At 64.8% G+C, this 17,205-nt stretch carries 13 protein-coding genes; 2 read left to right on the forward strand and 11 right to left on the reverse strand.

Annotation, left to right across the window (positions count from 1 at the left end; genetic code table 11):
• Nucleotides 1-71: 71 nt before the first annotated feature.
• The 7 genes from BM194_RS13995 to BM194_RS14025 are packed head-to-tail and all read right to left on the reverse strand — an operon-like array spanning nucleotide 72 to nucleotide 7,806.
• Nucleotides 72-1,013: a hydroxymethylglutaryl-CoA lyase gene (locus tag BM194_RS13995; protein WP_092847846.1), complete on the reverse strand. Its 942-nt coding sequence runs from the start codon at nucleotides 1,011-1,013 to the stop codon at nucleotides 72-74.
• Entirely contained in the window at nucleotides 1,010-2,953 is a 1,944-nt protein-coding gene (locus BM194_RS14000; RefSeq protein WP_092847849.1) for an aconitate hydratase, read from the reverse strand. Before BM194_RS14000 ends, BM194_RS13995 begins: the two co-directional genes overlap by 4 nt.
• Nucleotides 2,946-3,467 (reverse strand): TRAP transporter small permease subunit, encoded by a 522-nt coding sequence (locus BM194_RS14005; RefSeq protein WP_092847991.1) that lies wholly within the window; start codon nucleotides 3,465-3,467, stop codon nucleotides 2,946-2,948. The genes BM194_RS14000 and BM194_RS14005 overlap by 8 nt, the downstream gene beginning before the upstream one ends.
• An 11-nt stretch (nucleotides 3,468-3,478) precedes the next feature.
• Nucleotides 3,479-4,525, reverse strand: coding sequence for a TRAP transporter substrate-binding protein (locus BM194_RS14010; RefSeq protein ID WP_092847851.1), 1,047 nt, complete (start codon nucleotides 4,523-4,525; stop codon nucleotides 3,479-3,481).
• Between the two features lie 57 nt (nucleotides 4,526-4,582).
• On the reverse strand, nucleotides 4,583-5,875 hold the full coding sequence (locus tag BM194_RS14015) for a TRAP transporter large permease (protein ID WP_092847854.1): 1,293 nt from the start codon (nucleotides 5,873-5,875) through the stop codon (nucleotides 4,583-4,585).
• Nucleotides 5,876-5,888: 13 nt separating this feature from the next.
• Nucleotides 5,889-7,088 carry a CaiB/BaiF CoA transferase family protein gene (locus tag BM194_RS14020; protein WP_092847856.1) on the reverse strand — a complete coding sequence of 400 codons (1,200 nt, stop codon included), beginning with the start codon at nucleotides 7,086-7,088 and terminating at the stop codon, nucleotides 5,889-5,891.
• Between the two features lie 43 nt (nucleotides 7,089-7,131).
• A complete protein-coding gene (locus BM194_RS14025) occupies nucleotides 7,132-7,806 on the reverse strand; it encodes a GntR family transcriptional regulator (RefSeq protein ID WP_243836175.1) in 675 nt (224 codons plus the stop codon).
• Nucleotides 7,807-7,958: 152 nt separating this feature from the next.
• Between BM194_RS14025 and BM194_RS14030 the strand changes: the two genes are divergently transcribed.
• A complete protein-coding gene (locus BM194_RS14030) occupies nucleotides 7,959-8,348 on the forward strand; it encodes a SirB2 family protein (RefSeq protein WP_092847861.1) in 390 nt (129 codons plus the stop codon).
• Between the two features lie 58 nt (nucleotides 8,349-8,406).
• Here the strand turns inward: BM194_RS14030 and cysK are convergent, their stop codons facing one another.
• The 3 genes from cysK to fnr all read right to left on the reverse strand — a co-directional run bounded on the left by cysK (nucleotide 8,407) and on the right by fnr (nucleotide 11,685).
• Nucleotides 8,407-9,375 carry a cysteine synthase A gene (cysK, locus tag BM194_RS14035; protein ID WP_092847864.1) on the reverse strand — a complete coding sequence of 323 codons (969 nt, stop codon included), beginning with the start codon at nucleotides 9,373-9,375 and terminating at the stop codon, nucleotides 8,407-8,409.
• Nucleotides 9,376-9,458: 83 nt separating this feature from the next.
• Nucleotides 9,459-10,838, reverse strand: coding sequence for an oxygen-independent coproporphyrinogen III oxidase (hemN, locus tag BM194_RS14040; RefSeq protein ID WP_092847867.1), 1,380 nt, complete (start codon nucleotides 10,836-10,838; stop codon nucleotides 9,459-9,461).
• Between the two features lie 100 nt (nucleotides 10,839-10,938).
• Entirely contained in the window at nucleotides 10,939-11,685 is a 747-nt protein-coding gene (fnr, locus tag BM194_RS14045; RefSeq protein ID WP_092847869.1) for a fumarate/nitrate reduction transcriptional regulator Fnr, read from the reverse strand.
• 493 nt (nucleotides 11,686-12,178) lie between these two features.
• On the opposite strand from fnr, the gene BM194_RS14050 reads away from it, so the two are divergent.
• Nucleotides 12,179-15,946 carry a nitrate reductase subunit alpha gene (locus BM194_RS14050; protein ID WP_092847871.1) on the forward strand — a complete coding sequence of 1,256 codons (3,768 nt, stop codon included), beginning with the start codon at nucleotides 12,179-12,181 and terminating at the stop codon, nucleotides 15,944-15,946.
• Between the two features lie 90 nt (nucleotides 15,947-16,036).
• On the opposite strand, the gene BM194_RS14055 is transcribed toward BM194_RS14050, so the two are convergent.
• Nucleotides 16,037-17,155 carry a potassium channel family protein gene (locus tag BM194_RS14055; RefSeq protein ID WP_092847874.1) on the reverse strand — a complete coding sequence of 373 codons (1,119 nt, stop codon included), beginning with the start codon at nucleotides 17,153-17,155 and terminating at the stop codon, nucleotides 16,037-16,039.
• Between the last annotated feature and the right edge of the window lie 50 nt (nucleotides 17,156-17,205).

Raw genomic sequence — 17,205 nt, forward strand, 5'->3', positions numbered from 1 at the left:
CCCAGCCCCACCAGGCAATGACCCAAGGATGGCCCTCGCGGCCATCCTTTTGCGTTGCAGACAACAAAGGCTCAGCCGACGCGATCACGCGGCACATGCCTGAGATGGCTCGCCGTCTGTCCGCCCGGCAGCGCCGCAATCAGATCGGCCGCCTCGAGCAGGCGCGGCAATGACACGCCGGTATGGACCTTTCCCCCATGCAACGCATAGAGCAAATCTTCAGTGGCGGTGTTGCCTGTCGCGCCGGGGGCGAAGGGACAGCCCCCCAGCCCCGCCGTGGCGGCATCGATCGCCGTCGCGCCATGATGGATGGCGAACAGGGCGTTGGCCACGCCCATGCCGTAGGTATCGTGACCGTGGAACGCCCACTTCAGCGACTCGTCGCCATGCTGCTCGCGTAGCCGCGTAAAATGTTCCGCCACCTGATAGGGCGTGGCCCGCCCGGTAGTGTCGCACAGCGCGACTTCCATCGAGACATTGCGCTGTGCATCCCGCGCCTTGCCGAGCACCGCATCGACCTGGTGCCAATCAATGGTGCCTTCATAAGGACAATCGAAGCTGGTGCCCAGGTCCAGGCGCAGGCAGACGGCATCCTGCAGGTCGCGCTCGTGCAGCAGTTCCACGATGGCGGCCAGACCGTCCAGCGACGCGTCGACACTCTGGCGCACGTTGCCCTGATTGTGGGATTCGGACACCGAGACCACATAGACCAGCTCGCGCAACCCACTGTCCAGGGCCAGTTGCGCGCCCTTCAGGTTGGGCACCAGCGCCGAGAAGCGCATGGCCGGGCGCCTGGTGAAGTGCGCCACGATGTCGCCGATATCGGCCATCTGCGGGATGGCCCGGGGGCTGACGAACGAGCCGATTTCCAGGCGCGTGATGCCCGCCTCGATCAAGGCCTCGATGCAACGGATCTTGTCGGCGGTGGGCAAGGGTTCGCGAATCGACTGGAAGCCGTCGCGCGGCGCGACCTCGACGATATCCACGCGCGTCGGCGGGGTCAGGATGGTCATGTGCGCCCCTCCCTGTTCAGCCAGTTGATGACCCCGCCCTGGGAAAGGATCGCCTGCTGCCGGGGGCTGAGCTCATGATGCAGGTAGAGCGTATCGGTATCGTTGAGCGTGGCAATGATCCGCTGGCCCGCCGCGAGCTGCTGACGCAGGCCGACGATATGCACACGGTCGCCCTGCTGCAGCCGGTCGAGGTCCGTCGGCTCCTCGAAGGTCAGCGGCAACACGCCAAAGCACGGCAGGTTCTGCCAGTGGATACGCGCGATGCTCCTGGCGATGACCACCTGCAGCCCCAAAAAACGCGGCACGAGTGCGGCGTTCTCGCGGCTCGACCCCTGCCCGTAGTTGTCGCCGGCGATGATGACGTGCCCTGCATCGCCACGTTCCTTCGCCCGTTCTACATAACCGGGATCCACCGTCTCGAAGGTGAACTCGGCCGAGGCGTGGATATTGCTCCAGATCGGCAGCACCCGGGCACCTGCCGGCATGATGTCATCGGTGGAGATGTTGTCGCTGACCTTGAGCAGCACCGGAGCATCGATCGCCTCGGGCAGCGCCTCTAGCGCGGGCAACGGCGGGGTGTTGTCGGTGGCAAGCAGCGACACGCCACGCGCCTTCTCCGGCGGCAGGGGCGGCACGAACATCTGCTCGTTGGCGGTCATGTCTGCAGGCTCGCGCATCCGCGGATAGTCCATGTCCAGCGTGCGCGGATCGGTGATCACGCCATGCAGCGCCGAGGCGGCGGCGGTCTCCGGACTGCACAGGAACACGCTGTCTTCACGCGTGCCGGAGCGCCCCGGAAAGTTGCGCGGCACGGTGCGCAGGCTGTTGCGCCCCGCCGCCGGTGCCTGCCCCATGCCGATGCAGCCGTTGCAGCCCGGCTGGTGCAGGCGTGCCCCGGCCGCGACGAGCGACGACAGGTGGCCTTCGTCGATGAGCGCGGCGAGAATCTGGCGCGTCGAGGGATTGATGTCCAGCGAGACGCCGTTGGCGACGCTGCGTCCCTTGACGATCTCTGCGGCCACTGCGAAGTCGCGATAGCCCGGGTTGCCCGAGGAACCGATGTAGGCCTGATAGACCGGCTCGCCGGCGACCTCGCTGACCGGCACGACCTTGTCGGGGCTCGACGGCAGCGCGATCAACGGCTCGAGCTGCGCCAGGTCGATACGCTCGTCGATGTCATAACGGCAGCCCAGATCGGCGGCCAGCGGCGACCACTCGGCCTCGCGCCCGCGCGCCGCCATGAAGCGGCGAATAACGTCGTCGCTGGGAAAAACGCTGGTGGTCGCGCCCATCTCGGTGCCCATGTTGGCCAGCACGTGGCGATCCATGGCATCGAGCCCGTCCAGGCCCGGGCCGTGATATTCGAGGATGCAGTTACGCGCCCCGGCCACGCCGTGACGACGCAGCAGCTCGAGAATAATGTCCTTGGCACTGACCCAGTCGGGCAACTGCCCCACCAGTTCCACGCCGATGATGCGGGGCATGGGCAGGTACAGTGGCTCGCCGGCCATGGCCATGGCCACCTCGATGCCGCCGGCGCCGATGGCCAGCATACCCAGTGCCCCGGCGGCGGTGGTGTGGCTGTCGCAGCCCACCATGCTATCGCCCGGCTTGCCGAAGCGCTCCATGTGCACCGGATGGCTGATGCCATTGCCGGGACCGCTGTACCAGACACCGAGTCGCTCGCAGGCGCTCTTCAAAAACAGGTGGGCATCGGCGTTGATGTTGTTCTGCTGGATCAGGGTGTGGTCGATGTACTGCACGCTGGGCGAGGTCTTGACCCGTTCGATACCCATGGCATCGAGTTCGAGCATGACCAGCGTGCCCAGGATGTCCTGCAGCAGGGCCTGATCCATGCGCAGGGCGATCTCCTGGCCCGGCACCATTTCGCCCTCGACGAGGTGGGCAGCGATCAGCTTGTGACTGAGTGTCTCAGGCATGCGAGACCTCCTTGCCGTCGGCGGGATGGACGAGCCGATACGCCGCCTGGCAGGTTTCGATCAGAAATTGCAGGGCCAGCGCGCCGAATCCAATGGGCAGCAGCCCATAGGGATAGACCATGGGCGTGCCGAAGGCGCTCGACACCCGTTCGCCATACTCCCAGGCCTGGAAAGTCATCAGCCCGCCGCGCCAGACCAGGATGGTGCAAAACAGCATGCCGATCAGGCCGGTCAGCAGGGCGATCAAGGCCTTGGCCCGCACTGGCAGCTTGTCGATGAAGAAGGTGATGCGGATATGCGCGTCGTGGCGCTGCGCTTCGGCCGCGCCGATCACGGCCAGGTAAACCAGCAGGAAGGAGTTGATTTCCAGGCTCCAGCTGGTCGGCGCGGCAAAGAAGTAGCGCATGATGGCGTCGTAGCAGATGGTCAGCATCATGAATGCCAGCACCGCCATCGACGTCCAGCGCAGGACGGCCAGCAGGCCGTCCCATCCACGCAAGGCTGGCTTGAGCATGACGGCCACCCCTACGCCTGGCCGAGCGCCAGCGCGATGGCGCGCTCGCCGACGTCCTGCCCCACCTGTTCCTTCCAGTGGTTCCAGACGTCATGCGTGCTTTCGTTGAACGCTGCCAGGTCCTCCTCGCTGGGCTCGACGACCTTGACTCCGGCCTCCTGCACGGCCGGCCAGTATTTCTCCGGATAGACCACGTCATTGCAGTGGCTGGCGAAGTTGTCGCTGTACCACTGGCTGGCCCCCTGCAGGATCTCCTTCGCCCCGTCGTCGAGCGAGTCCCAGCGCGAACGCAGCATGAACGGCGCGACGGTAAACGCCGTCAGCGGCAGTTCGTAGCAGGTACCGAGCTGCTCATGGAGGCTACGCCCGTAGACGGTGGAAATGTTGGCCACCGCCGCATCCACCGTACCGCGCTGAAGCGCCAGGTAGGTCTCGGAAGAGGGAATGCGTACCGCGGCGATATTGTAGGGCTCCAGCGCCTTGGTGGCCTCGAAGCTGACAATGCGCACCTTCTTGCCGCGCAGCGCTTCCAGCGAGGTGATCGGGCTAGCCTGGGTGCTCCAGATGTATTCGGGCTCGAGGATGCCGCCGCCCGACGACAGCATATAGAGGTTGTCCTTGGCCAGTTCCTCGTTGATCAGCTGAAACAACGGGCTGCCCTGGGCCAGGCGTTCGGGATTTCGGTAGAGCTCGCCCACCACGCCGGGCAGTCCGGTGATACCCAGGATCGGCAGCGAACGGGTGATGTACGAGGTGGTGTGGAACATGAAATCGATACTGCCGGCACGCAGCGCCGGCAGCTGCTCGTCGGCCTTGAGTAACTGGCCGGAATGATAGAAATCGACGCCCAGCGCCTCGCCGCCGTTCTGCTTGAGATAATCGACGAAGCCGTTGGAACCGTAGCTCAATGCCTCGTAGGAAGGCGTGATGTAGGTCACGCCGGTCAGGGTGGTGGCGGCCATGGCCGGTCGCGAGAACAGGCTTTGGCTGCCGAACAGGGTCGCGCCGGCAGTGGCGAAGGTACCGTACTTGAGCAGTTCACGACGGGTGACTGGCATGGTGATTCTCCTTGGCTTGTTATTGTGAGGACTAACACATATTGCGGGTTTGCCTGCCTACATCAGGCTCGGCAACCAGAGGCTGAGACTGGGGAACAGCACGAACAGCATCAGCACCAGGAACTGCACCGCCACGAAAGGCAGCGCGCTACGGATGATTTCCTCGATCGACAGCTCGGGACACACCCCGCGCAGGGCATACAGGTTGAGTCCCACCGGCGGCGTGACCACGGCAATCTCGAGGTTGAGCACCAGCACGATGCCGAACCACAGCGGGTCGTAGCCCAGCGCCTGGATCAACGGCAGCAGTACCGGCGTGGTGACCACGATCAGCGACACTGCGTCGACGATCATGCCAAGCAGCACCAGTAGCACCATCACGGCAAGCAGGATGGCCCATGGCGGCAGCGCACTCGCGGTCAGCATCTCGGTCAGGATCTGCGGCACCCGCACCAGGTTGAGATAATCACCGAAGATCTTGGCGCAGCCGATGATCAGCAGGATGGCACCACTGATGCGAACCGTGGCGCCAAGGATCTCGAGCAGCCTGCGCCACGACAGCGAGCGGAACACGACGGTGGCGATCAGAAACGCCCCCAGCGCACCGATACCCGCGGCCTCGCTCGGCGTGGCTAGCCCCGAGTAGATCGAGCCGAGCACGGCGACCACCAGCAGTGCGGCGTGCCAGATGTTGGCCAAGCTGCGAAAGCGCTCGCCCCAGCCGAAGGACTCGCTGGCCCGTGGCGCCTCGCCGGGGTGAACCCTTACCCGCAGGTAGATGTACAGCGACAGCGCCAGGGCGAGCACGATGCCCGGCACAATGCCGCCAATGAACAGGTCGGCCACCGACACGCTGGATACCGCGCCGTAAATGATGAACGGCACGCTGGGCGGAATCAGCATCGCCAGCGCCCCGGCACTGACCACCGAGCCGGCCGCCAGCGAGCGGCTATAGCCGCGCTCGAGCATCTGCGGCACGGCAATCGAGCCAACGGCGGCGACCCCGGCCAGGCTTACCCCCGACACTGCCCCGAACATCGCCGAGGCGCCCACCGAGGAGATCGCCAGGCTGCCGCGCAACCAGTTGAGCCAGCGCACGGCGGCCTGGAACAGACTGGCGCCCACTGGCGTCGCGCCGAGGAAATTGCCCATCAGCACGAACAGCGGCAAGGCGATCAGCTCGAAGCTGTTGAGCTGCCCGAACAGCGACGAGGGCGCGAAGAAGAACGCCAGCGACCCCTTGGCCAGGTACAGCCCCACCAGCCCGGAGAAGCCCAGGGCCAGGAAGATGGGCATACCCAGGCCAATCAGGGCCACCAACGCCAGCAGGACGATGACGGTATCGTTCATGATCGCGCTCCGTTCAGATCACGCCGCTGTCGTGCAGGGCGTCGATTCCGGCATCATCCAGCGCCAGCCACTCTTTGAGCACGGCCTCGGTGTGCTCTCCCAGGGCCGGCCCGACATGCCGCACGCGCCCGGGGGTGGCCGACAGGCGCGGGAAGACGTTCTGCATCGGGAGTGGCTGGCCTTGGCGATCGGCGACCTCGACGATGGACTCGCGGGCATTGAAGTGCGGGTCGTCAAGCATTTCCGGGGCGCGGTAGACCAACCCGGCAGGCACGCCGGCCTCGGCCAGCCAGGCGACGATGTCGTCGGCGTCGTGCTGGCGGGTCCAGCCAGCCACCACATCATCGATGGCCTGCTGGTGCTCGCCGCGTGCGCGATGGGAAGCATAGTCCGGATGGTCGGCCAGGGTGGGCTGGCCCATCACCTCGCACAGGCGGCGGAACACCGTGTCCTGGTTGGCGCCGATGATCACGTCGCGCCCGTCGCGCGCCGGATAGGCATTGGAGGGGGCGATCTTGGGCAGGAAACTGCCGCTGCGCTCACGAATCTTGCCGGTACGGGCGTACTCGGGAACCAGGCTTTCCATCATGCCCAGTACCGATTCGAAGATGGCGCTGTCGACCACTTGCCCACGCCCGGTACGCTCGCGCTGGTGCAGGGCGACCAGCGCGCCGAGCGCGCCATGCACCCCGGCCAGGGTATCGCCCAGCGATATCCCCACACGCACGGGCGCGCGGTCGGGATAGCCACTGATGTAGCGCAGCCCGCCCATCGCCTCGCACACGGAGGCGAACCCGGCCCGTGTCGCATAGGGGCCATCCTGGCCGAAGCCGGTCACGCGGACCATGATCAGGCCGGGATTGCGGCGGGCCAGGTCGTCGTAGCCGAGCCCCCATTTCTCCATGGTGCCGGGCCGAAAGTTCTCGATGAGGATATCGGCTTCGGCGGCCAGCTCGCGCAGAATCTCCTGGCCGCGCGGCTGGCGCAGGTCGAGGGTCAGCGACTTCTTGTTGCGACCGATGACATTCCACCACAGCGGTTCGCCATTGGCGTCGGCCTCGCCCCACTGGCGCATGGCATCGCCCTTGCCGGGAGGCTCGATCTTGATCACGTCGGCGCCGAAGTCGGCCAGCACCTGGCCACAGTAGGGGCCGGCGATCAACTGCCCGAGCTCGAGCACCTTGAGGTCGGAGAGTGGCGTGTCGGGGAGCATTGTTGTTGTAGCCCTCGTATTTCGTTTGTCGTTCGGGAGGCGTTCAGCCTCCCCCGGCATCCTCGAATTGCAGATGCAGGTCGCGTGCCGCCAGCAGGTGGGCACGCATCACGTTCTCGGCCCACTGGGCGTTGCCCGACTCGATGGCGACCAGCATCTCGCGATGATGGCGCATGCTGCGCAGCAAATGGTCGTGCTGGTATTTCTGCAGGTTGCGCCGCGTTACCGAGGTGCGCACCACCATGTCGAGTACCATGGCCAGGCGCTGGCTGCCCGAGGCGCGGATCAGCTCGCGATGGAACTCGTGATTGAGGGCTGCGATCTCGTTGCGGGCCGAATCGCTGGCCTGCTCGGCCAGCAGTTCCATGCGCTTGGCCAGTTGCTGCAGCTGCTTCAACTGGGCCGGCTGGATATGCTGCGTGGCACGATGTATGGCGAGCGGCTCGAGCAGCAGGCGGATCTCGAAGACTTCCTGGGCATCCTGTTCGGTCCAGGCCGTGACGCGGGCCCCGTGGTGGGGAATGGCCTCCAGCCAGCCTTCCGAGACCAGCTCGCGCAATGCCTCGCGTACCGGTGTGCGACTGACCTCGAGCTCCTTGGCCACGCTGGTTTCGCGCACGTACTCGTGGGGCTGGTAGCTGCCATCGAGGATGCGACGTTTGATCGCCTCGTAAACCTGCGCCACCGCCGTAGGATAGGAAGTCTGTTTCGTCGTCACGGGCCATCCCTGTTGCATACAACTTAAGCGTAGATACCCCTGAATCAGGGTGCGTATTGCGCTTTGGTCGTAAGATTGTATGCAACTCTTGCGGGCTACAACGGTTCGCGCCCGTGCGCCTCACGTGTCACGGCAAGCTCAAGGAAAACCGCGTGGATTATTTTCTCGTCAAGCACATACACATGACCGCCGCAGGCCTGAGCCTGGCATTGTTCAGCCTGCGGGCCTGGTGGTCGGTACGCGAATCGCCGCAACTGCAGCGGCGCTGGGTGAAGGTGCTGCCGCACCTGATCGATACGGTACTGCTGGCGGCGGGCGTCACCTTGATGGTCATGTTGCGTGCCTGGCCTACGCAGCATCCCTGGCTGGCGGCCAAGCTGGTGGGCCTGGTGGCCTACATCGTCATCGGCACGCTGGCGATCAAGCGCGGCCGGACACCGACGATCCGCGCCGTGGCTTCATTCGCTGCCATCGCCATCTTCGTCTATATCGCCGGGGCGGCCCTGTCACACCACCCCTGGTCGTGGCTGGCACGCTTGTAGGAAAGTACTGCCCGCCGTCATGCGGCGGGCAGGGGAGAGTGGACGTCAGGTGGTGGGCTCAGCCACCCAGTTCCGGTGTGTCGAACATGCCGGCAAACAATGCACTGGACAGGTAGCGCTCGCCGGAGTCGGGCAGGATGACCACGATGGTCTTGCCCTGCATCTCGGGCTCATCGGCGACACGCAGCGCGGCGGCTACGGCGGCGCCACCCGAGATGCCGGCCAGGATACCCTCTTCGCGCATCAGCCGGTGCGCCATGGCCATTGCCGCGTCGTTGTCGACCTGCTCGACGCGGTCGATCAGGCTCAGGTCAAGGTTTCCGGGAACGAACCCGGCCCCGATGCCCTGAATCTTGTGCGGGCTGGGCGCCGGCTCCTCGCCGGCCATCGTCTGGCGGATCACCGGCGAGTCGGTGGGCTCCACCGCCACGCTGACCACCGCCTTGCCCTGGGTGTGCTTGAGATAGCGGCTCACGCCGGTGAGGGTGCCGCCGGTACCCACGCCAGCCACGAACACGTCGACGTTGCCGTCGGTGTCGTTCCAGATTTCCGGGCCCGTGGTCTTTTCGTGAATGGCCGGGTTCGCGGGGTTGTCGAACTGCTGCAGCATCACGTAACGCTCGGGATCGCCGTCACGGATTTCCTCGGCCTTGGCAATCGCGCCTTTCATGCCCTTGGCCGCTTCGGTCAGCACCAGCTTGGCGCCCAGTGCCTTGAGGATCTTGCGCCGCTCGAGGCTCATGCTCTCGGGCATGGTCAGTGTCACCGGGTAGCCGCGTGCCGCACCGACAAAGGCCAGCGCGATGCCGGTATTGCCACTGGTGGGCTCGATGATTTCCTTGCCGGGGCCAAGCAGGCCCTGGCGCTCGGCGTCCCAGATCATGCCGGCGCCGATGCGGCATTTCACCGAGTAGGCAGGGTTGCGGCCTTCGGTCTTGACCAACACGTTGTCGTAGCCCAGCCGGCTCAAGCGCACCAGGGGCGTATTGCCGATGGAAAGCGAATTGTCGTCGTAGATGCGTGCCATGCCACCTCCTGCAATGGTATCAGTCGAAAAAAGCTTACCGACGATAGCCTTACCGGCGTTCCGTGTCAGCCCGAACGTCTTATTCAGCGCACGATCTGCAGTCGCACCGGTGCCAGGCCACTAAGTTCACGGTCGAAGAGCATGGCGACACGATTCGCCAACAGCCATCCCTGCCGCGTCAGCGCCAGGCTGCCGCGCCGGAGGACGACCAGGCCATCGCGAATGAAGCGCTCCAGGGCGATCAGCTCGGCGGCGAAATAATTGCGGAACACGATCCGGTGGCGTTTTTCTAGCGCACTGAAATCGACCTCGCCTTGACAGAGCAGGCGCTGGATGACGTCGCGGCGCAACCGATCGTCAGCACTCAGTTCGTGGCCCCGCCAGATCGGTAGCTCACCGGAATCCAGGCGCGCAAAGTACCTTGGCAGCTCGCGCGCGTTCTGATAGTAGCCCTCCCCGACCTTGCTGATCGCGGCCATGCCCAGCCCGATCAGGTCGGCATCGGGCTGCTCGGTATCGCCGTTCACGTCGTGGCGCAGCCGCCCCTCGCGGTAGGCAACGGCGAGGGCATCGTCCGGGCGCACGAATTGCGCCATGCCGACCCGGACGTATCCCGACGCCTCCAAGTGCGATACGGCCATGTCGAGCATGGCCAGACGCTGCTCGCGGGTGGGCAGGACAACACCGGCTCCGCGTTGCCGATCACCAGGCAAGCCGGGACGATGCGAATAACGGGACAGGTCGATGCGCTCCGGCCGCAGCGCCAACAACGTTGTCAGCGTGGTCGACAGCCCCGCCAGGGTCTGACCGGGCAGGCCCAGCGACAGCACGACACCCAGCGTCGGAATATGGGCACGTCGGGCCGCCGTGAACAGGCCCGCCAGGGTCGCAGCATCCTGACGGTGGCCCATGGCGCGTTGCACCGGCGGATCGAGGTCATGCACCACGACGCTGAGCCGGTTGAAACCCAGTTGCGCCAGCGTGGCGATCCGCTTCAGCGCCACACCGTTGGGCCCGACCTGCAGCGCGAAGTCATGCGCCCGGCCCCGGCGAAGGCCGAAATGGCGATGCACTGCCCCGAGCAGGTCGGCCAGTTGCGCATCGGAGAACAGCGCCGGCATCCCCCCGCCCAGGCTAAGTTGCTCGACCTGGCGGTCGCGGTCGTACAACGCGGCATGCAACGCGATTTCACGCGTCAGGTAACTCAGGTATTGGTCGGCTCGCTGGGCGCGCGGCGCCGTGTCCTTGTCGTCACGGCAATAGCTGCGGCGCAGGCAGAACGGGACATGCACGGCCAGTGGCTTGGGAATCGGGTCTTCGTTGCTGGCGCGTGCCGCCTGTCGATAGTCGCGCACCGACACGCCCTCGTCGAAACGAGCCGGTCGGGGATAGGTGGCATAGCGCGGCGCCGGCTGATCGTACGTGGCCAGCAAGGCCAGGTCGGAAGGTGTGAAGCGGTCCATCTCGTCACCAGAGTGAGCGTTTACCTTCTCACTCTAGCGTCCGCGTCATCCACCGGGATTGACTCAAGTCAGGCCGGGGCGTGACGCAGCTTGATCACGATCATGCCGTCGCTGCCCGGGCTTCCTCGTTGCCGTAGGCCAAGGCCTTCATGGCGCAGATGTCGACGAGCTCGATCTCCTTGCCGGTAATGCTGACCAGGCCCTGTTCTTCCAGGCGGCGGAAGGTACGACTCATGGTTTCGGGCACCAGGCCGAGATAGTTGCCGAGATCGAGACGCGACATCGGCAGGCGGAAACGCAGCGCCGACAGGCCACGGCGGGCGAAGCGCTCGGAAAACGTGAGCAGGACCACGGCCAGGCGCTGCTCGGCGGCACGGCGAGTCAGCAGGTGGCCGGTATGGTGTTCGGCGAGCAGTTCGCGGCTCATGACGCGCACCAGCTGGTGCTGCACGGCCGGCATACGGTCACCCAGGCTTTCCAGTTCGGCGTAGGGTATCTCGCAGACGCTGGTCGACTCGAGGGCAATGGCGGTCGAGGGGTGATCGCGCGACACGATGGCATCCAGGCCGATGACTTCGCCGGGCAGGTGGAACCCCGAGATATGCTCGTCGCCATTGGCCTGCACAGTCAGGGTTTTCACTGCGCCGGTGCGTACCGCAAAGATCGACTGGAAGCGCTCCCCGGCCTGGAACAGGTAGGCGCCCCGGGCAACCGGCTTGCGACGCTGAACGATGCTGTCCAATTCGCCGAGGTCGTCCTTCGACAGATTATCGGGCAGGCACAGTGAGCGCAGACGGCAGTTATGGCAGTTGTTGCGGGTGTCGCTCAGCGTGGCAATACGGGTCATGGCGTGTGTCTCCTCGGTGCGGGTCGTCCCGCCAACATCAAGAACATGATGTTAGCCGAAGCCCGCCTCGGCCCCGATATCCCCTTGGAGGTAGACGGGGGAATATTGCGAGGTAAGCCGCCGCATTCAGCGCGCCGGCCCGGTCGGGCAGCCTTGCCTCTGACCGGCACTACCCCGAATGCCTCGCGGCAGGCACACACACCATGCGCCTTACGCCAGTTTCCAAAAATTCCCATTATAGAACAAAAGCTTGAGCGACTACCCCTGGCTACTCCCTAAGAGGTAGCCGGCCAGTGCCCCCCGATGGGTCCAGCCCTGCACATTGACTGAAGTCAAAATCGCCCCGGCGCGATCTCCCTAAGGTGATCCCAGTCCACCCACGGGAGGTTCGCCATGGCAAGCCAGCCGATGCATCCATGTCCCCTGGCTCCGGCAATGTGACCGAGCCGACGACTCCCTGACTCATGACCGGAATCCATCGAGGCAAGACACAATGAGCCATTTTCTCGACCGACTGCAGTATCTGGGCAAGGCCCGCGATGCCTTCGCCAATGGCCATGGCGAGACCCGCAGCGAATCCCGTGACTGGGAAGACGGCTACCGCGCGCGCTGGCAGCACGACAAGATCGTGCGTTCGACCCACGGGGTGAACTGTACCGGCTCGTGCAGCTGGAAAATCTACGTCAAGAACGGCCTGGTCACCTGGGAAACCCAGCAAACCGACTATCCGCGCACCCGCCCCGACCTGCCCAACCACGAGCCGCGCGGCTGCCCGCGTGGAGCCAGCTATTCCTGGTACCTGTACAGCGCCAACCGCCTCAAGTACCCGCTGGTACGCAAGAAACTGATCAAGCTGTGGCGCGAGGCGCTGGCCCAGTACGTCGATCCGGTACTGGCCTGGGCCGCCATCGTCGAGGACCCCGAGAAGACTGCGCAGTACAAGAAGGCGCGCGGCATGGGCGGCTTCGTGCGGGCCGAGTGGGACGAGCTGGAAACCCTGATCGCGGCTTCCAACGTCTACACCGCCAAGCAGTACGGCCCCGACCGCATCATCGGCTTCTCGCCGATCCCGGCGATGTCGATGGTCTCCTACGCCGCCGGTGCCCGTTACCTGTCACTGATCGGCGGGGTATGCCTGTCGTTCTACGACTGGTACTGCGACCTGCCGCCGGCCTCGCCGATGACCTGGGGCGAGCAGACCGACGTGCCCGAATCCGCCGACTGGTACAACTCGAACTACATCATCGCCTGGGGCTCCAACGTCCCGCAGACGCGCACGCCCGACGCGCACTTTTTCACCGAGGTGCGCTACAAGGGCACCAAGACCGTGGCCATCACCCCGGACTACGCAGAAGTCGCCAAGCTGTGCGACGAGTGGCTGAGCCCCAAGCAGGGCACCGACGCGGCGCTGGCCATGGCCATGGGCCACGTGATCCTCAAGGAATTCCACCTCGACAGGCCCAGCGCCTACTTCACTGACTACGTGCGTCGCTACACCGACATGCCGTTCCTAGTCGAGCTGGAAACCCGCGAGGACGGTACCTTCGTGCCCGGCAAGCAGCTGCGTGCCAGCGACTTCGACGCCAACCTGGGCCAGGACAACAATCCCGAGTGGAAGACCGTGGCCTGGGACGAAGCCAGTGACCGTCTGGTCGTCCCGCGCGGCTCCATCGGCTTCCGCTGGGGCGAGAAGGAAGGCGGCGAAGGCCGCTGGAACCTCGAGCCGCTCGACGCCGACGGCAACGAGGTGTCGCTGCAACTGTCGCTGGCCGAAAAGCATGACAGCGTCGCCAAGGTCGGTTTCCCCTATTTCGGCGGCATCGCCCACGAGCACTTCGATCACGTCGATGGCAACGACGTGCTCTATCACACTATGCCGACCAAGCGTCTGACACTGGCCGATGGCCGCGAAGTGCAGGCGGTGACCGTGTTCGACCTGATGGTCGCCAACTACGGCATCGACCGTGGCCTGGGCGCCGAGGGCGAGGACGACGGCGCGACGGCCTACGATCAGGTGCGCCCGTACACCCCGGCCTGGCAGGAGAAGATCACTGGCGTGCCCGCCGCCCAGGCCATTCGCCTGGCGCGCGAGTTCGCCGACACCGCCGACAAGACCCATGGCCGCAGCATGATCATCGTCGGTGCCGGTATGAACCACTGGTACCACATGGACATGAACTACCGTGGCCTGATCAACATGCTGATCCTGTGCGGCTGCATCGGCCAGAGTGGCGGTGGCTGGGCGCACTACGTGGGCCAGGAGAAGCTGCGCCCGCAGACCGGCTGGACCCCGCTGGCCTTCGGCCTCGACTGGCAGCGCCCGCCGCGCCACATGAACGGCACCTCGTTCTTCTACAACCATGCCAGCCAGTGGCGCTACGAAAAGCTCGAAGTCAGCGAAATCCTCTCGCCGCTGGCGCGTCGCGAGGACTATACCGGCAGCTTGATCGACTTCAACGTGCGCGCCGAACGCATGGGCTGGCTGCCCTCCGCGCCGCAGCTCGATACCAACCCGCTGCAGCTCGCCGAGGCCGCCCGCGTGGCCGGTGTCGACCCGGCCGACTACGTGGTCGCCCAACTCAAGAGCGGCAACCTGCGCTTCGCCGCCGAGGACCCGGATAGCCCGCAGAACTTCCCGCGCAACATGTTCATCTGGCGATCCAACCTGCTGGGCTCTTCCGGCAAGGGCCACGAGTACATGCTCAAGTACCTGCTGGGTACCAAGCATGGCCTGCAGGGCAAGGACCTCGGTGACATGGGTGGCGTGCTGCCCGAGGAAGTCACCTGGCGTGACGACGCGCCGGAAGGCAAGGTCGACCTGCTGGTGACGCTGGACTTCCGCATGTCCACCACCTGCCTGTACTCCGACGTGGTATTGCCAACGGCGACCTGGTACGAGAAGGACGACCTCAACACCTCGGACATGCACCCGTTCATCCACCCGCTGACCGCGGCCACCGACCCGGCCTGGGAAGCGCGCAGCGACTGGGATATCTACAAAGGCATCGCCAAGGCGTTCTCCAAGGTGTGCGTCGGCCATCTGGGCCAGGAAACCGACATCGTCACCCTGCCCATGCAGCATGACTCCCCGGCCGAGCTGGCCCAGGCCGAGGTCAAGGACTGGAAGAAAGGCGAGTGCGAGCTGATCCCCGGCAAGACCATGCCGCACCTGATCGCGGTGCAGCGCGACTACCCGGCGACCTATGAGCGCTTCACCTCGGTCGGTCCGTTGCTCGATACCTTGGGCAACGGTGGCAAGGGCATCAGCTGGCAGACCCAGCCCGAGGTCGAGCTGCTCGGCAAGCTCAACCAGCGCAAGAGCGATGGTCCGGCCCAGGGCCGCCCGAAAATCGAGACGGCCATCGACGCCGCCGAGATGATCCTGACGCTGGCCCCCGAGACCAACGGCAACGTGGCGGTCAAGGCATGGAATGCGCTGTCCAAGATCACCGGCCGCGAGCACGCTCACCTGGCGCTGCCCAAGCACGAGGAGAAGATCCGCTTCCGCGACATCGTCGCGCAGCCACGCAAGATCATCTCCAGCCCGACCTGGTCAGGTCTCGAGGACGAGCACGTGTCCTACAACGCGGGCTATACCAACGTCCACGAGTTGATTCCGTGGCGCACCGTGACCGGCCGCCAGCAGTTCTACCAGGATCACGCCTGGATGCGCGCCTTCGGCGAGAGCCTGCTGGTCTACCGGCCGCCGATCAACACCAAGGCAATGACCGGCCTGACGGAGCACAAGAGCAACGGCAACCCGGAGATCGCGCTGAACTGGATCACCCCGCACCAGAAATGGGGCATCCACTCCACCTATAGCGACAACCTGCTGATGCTGACGCTGTCGCGCGGTGGTCCCATCGTCTGGCTGTCCGAGGACGATGCGCGTTCCATCGGCGTGGAGGACAACGACTGGATCGAGCTGTACAACGCCAACGGCGCCATCGCCGCCCGGGCGGTGGTCAGCCAGCGGGTCAAGAACGGCATGGCGATGATGTACCACGCCCAGGAACGCATCGTGAACGTGCCCGGCTCCGAAGTGACCGGCACGCGTGGCGGCATCCACAACTCGGTGACACGCGCCTGCCCGAAGCCGACCCACATGATCGGTGGCTACGCCCAGCTGTCCTACAGCTTCAACTACTACGGTACCGTGGGCTCCAACCGTGACGAGTTCGTCATCGTGCGCAAGATGCACCGTGTCGACTGGCTGGACGGCGAAGGCAACGACAGCGTGCAGGAGAAAGTGGAAGGCTGAGGCTGGCCATCACACAAACCACCAACGAATCGCCCCGCTCGTGCGGGGCGATTTATTTACTGCTAGCGGCTAATCGGAAATTCTGTTTCCCTAACTTGCAGCGCCTTCGCCCTGGCGAACACAGCGCTCGATCTCCTTCATCGATGGCACGAATTCTTCGCGCACCATCAGGATCAGCGCCTTGGCGCTGAACCGGTGGTCATGAGCGGGATGGCAATTGATCGTTCCGTCTTCCGCGACGTAAGCCATGAGCGTCCCCATGCCCTCTGCCATGAGCCGGCAAGCCACGTCGGCCCATACGACGTCTTCCAACTGCACCGGATAACGCATGGCGTGATCGTCATGGTGAGTAAAGAGGTTTTCCAGAATCTTCTCCGCGCCCGGCGCGACCAGAGAACGAACGAGCATTTCCGGATAAGCCCGGATCGGGCGCAACGTCGTGCTGGCTCCCGCCAGTTCGGTGCGGTGGCGATTACCTTCATGCACACACTCCGCCACCGTGTATGGCTGTGCATCCCGACACAGTGCCTGCAACAGCATCAACACATCCAGGGTGATGCTGTCCGACACCCGGCTGTATTCATCCCGGGCCAGGACGATGATGGCCCGGGCCTGCGCCGGTGTAACAGCTTCCAGTGCCTGGGGGTCGGCGGGCTCGCCATGATGATGCACGACCCCCATCTCGCGCAGGCTCTCCGGCAACCCATCGGGAAACGCATCGGTGAGAATCTGCACAGGCACGTCTCCTAGCTGCTCAGTCGTGCGCAATTGAGCCACTAGCCGCTCGAAATAGACAGCCGCGTTATTGTTGGGGCTGTTGATGATGAGTACATGGCCTTGCATCTTCCACCTCCAGCGGCCTTTGATCATGGATTCCTTACGTTTGAGGCGGTAGTCGATGTAGTCACTGGCCAGTTGTGCCAGCAGGGTAATACCGGCGACATAGAGCAGCACCACAGTCACGGCGCGGCCCATTGGCGTGGCGGCCGAAAAGTCGCCGTAGCCCACCGTGGTCATGGTCGTGAGCGTTAGCCAGAGAGAATCTTCCCAGCCCAGGCCCTCGAAGAGCACCATTGCCAAGGTATGCAGAGCGGTCAGCGTTACAAGCCAATAGAACGCCCGCCGAAGGCGCGAGCGCATATTGATGTCGAGCTTCTGGGATAACTGGTCGCAGGTCTGGCGCCGGCGCAGTACGCGAAGCAATAGCATGGTGGATGCACCTGAAAGGTGCCGACCTCCAATCGGTGGGGTGAGCGAAC

Origin of the sequence: Modicisalibacter xianhensis, assembly GCF_900113605.1 — a bacterium.
Taxonomy (GTDB): Bacteria; Pseudomonadota; Gammaproteobacteria; order Pseudomonadales; family Halomonadaceae; genus Modicisalibacter; species Modicisalibacter xianhensis.

Coding starts and splice junctions, on each gene's coding strand:
- BM194_RS13995 (WP_092847846.1), bottom strand. CDS start 1,013: ATGACCATCCTGACCCCGCCGACGCGCGTGGATATCGTCGAGGTCGCG.
- BM194_RS14000 (WP_092847849.1), bottom strand. CDS start 2,953: ATGCCTGAGACACTCAGTCACAAGCTGATCGCTGCCCACCTCGTCGAG.
- BM194_RS14005 (WP_092847991.1), bottom strand. CDS start 3,467: ATGCTCAAGCCAGCCTTGCGTGGATGGGACGGCCTGCTGGCCGTCCTG.
- BM194_RS14010 (WP_092847851.1), bottom strand. CDS start 4,525: ATGCCAGTCACCCGTCGTGAACTGCTCAAGTACGGTACCTTCGCCACT.
- BM194_RS14015 (WP_092847854.1), bottom strand. CDS start 5,875: ATGAACGATACCGTCATCGTCCTGCTGGCGTTGGTGGCCCTGATTGGC.
- BM194_RS14020 (WP_092847856.1), bottom strand. CDS start 7,088: ATGCTCCCCGACACGCCACTCTCCGACCTCAAGGTGCTCGAGCTCGGG.
- cysK (WP_092847864.1), bottom strand. CDS start 9,375: ATGGCACGCATCTACGACGACAATTCGCTTTCCATCGGCAATACGCCC.
- hemN (WP_092847867.1), bottom strand. CDS start 10,838: ATGGACCGCTTCACACCTTCCGACCTGGCCTTGCTGGCCACGTACGAT.
- fnr (WP_092847869.1), bottom strand. CDS start 11,685: ATGACCCGTATTGCCACGCTGAGCGACACCCGCAACAACTGCCATAAC.
- BM194_RS14050 (WP_092847871.1), top strand. CDS start 12,179: ATGAGCCATTTTCTCGACCGACTGCAGTATCTGGGCAAGGCCCGCGAT.
- BM194_RS14055 (WP_092847874.1), bottom strand. CDS start 17,155: ATGCTATTGCTTCGCGTACTGCGCCGGCGCCAGACCTGCGACCAGTTA.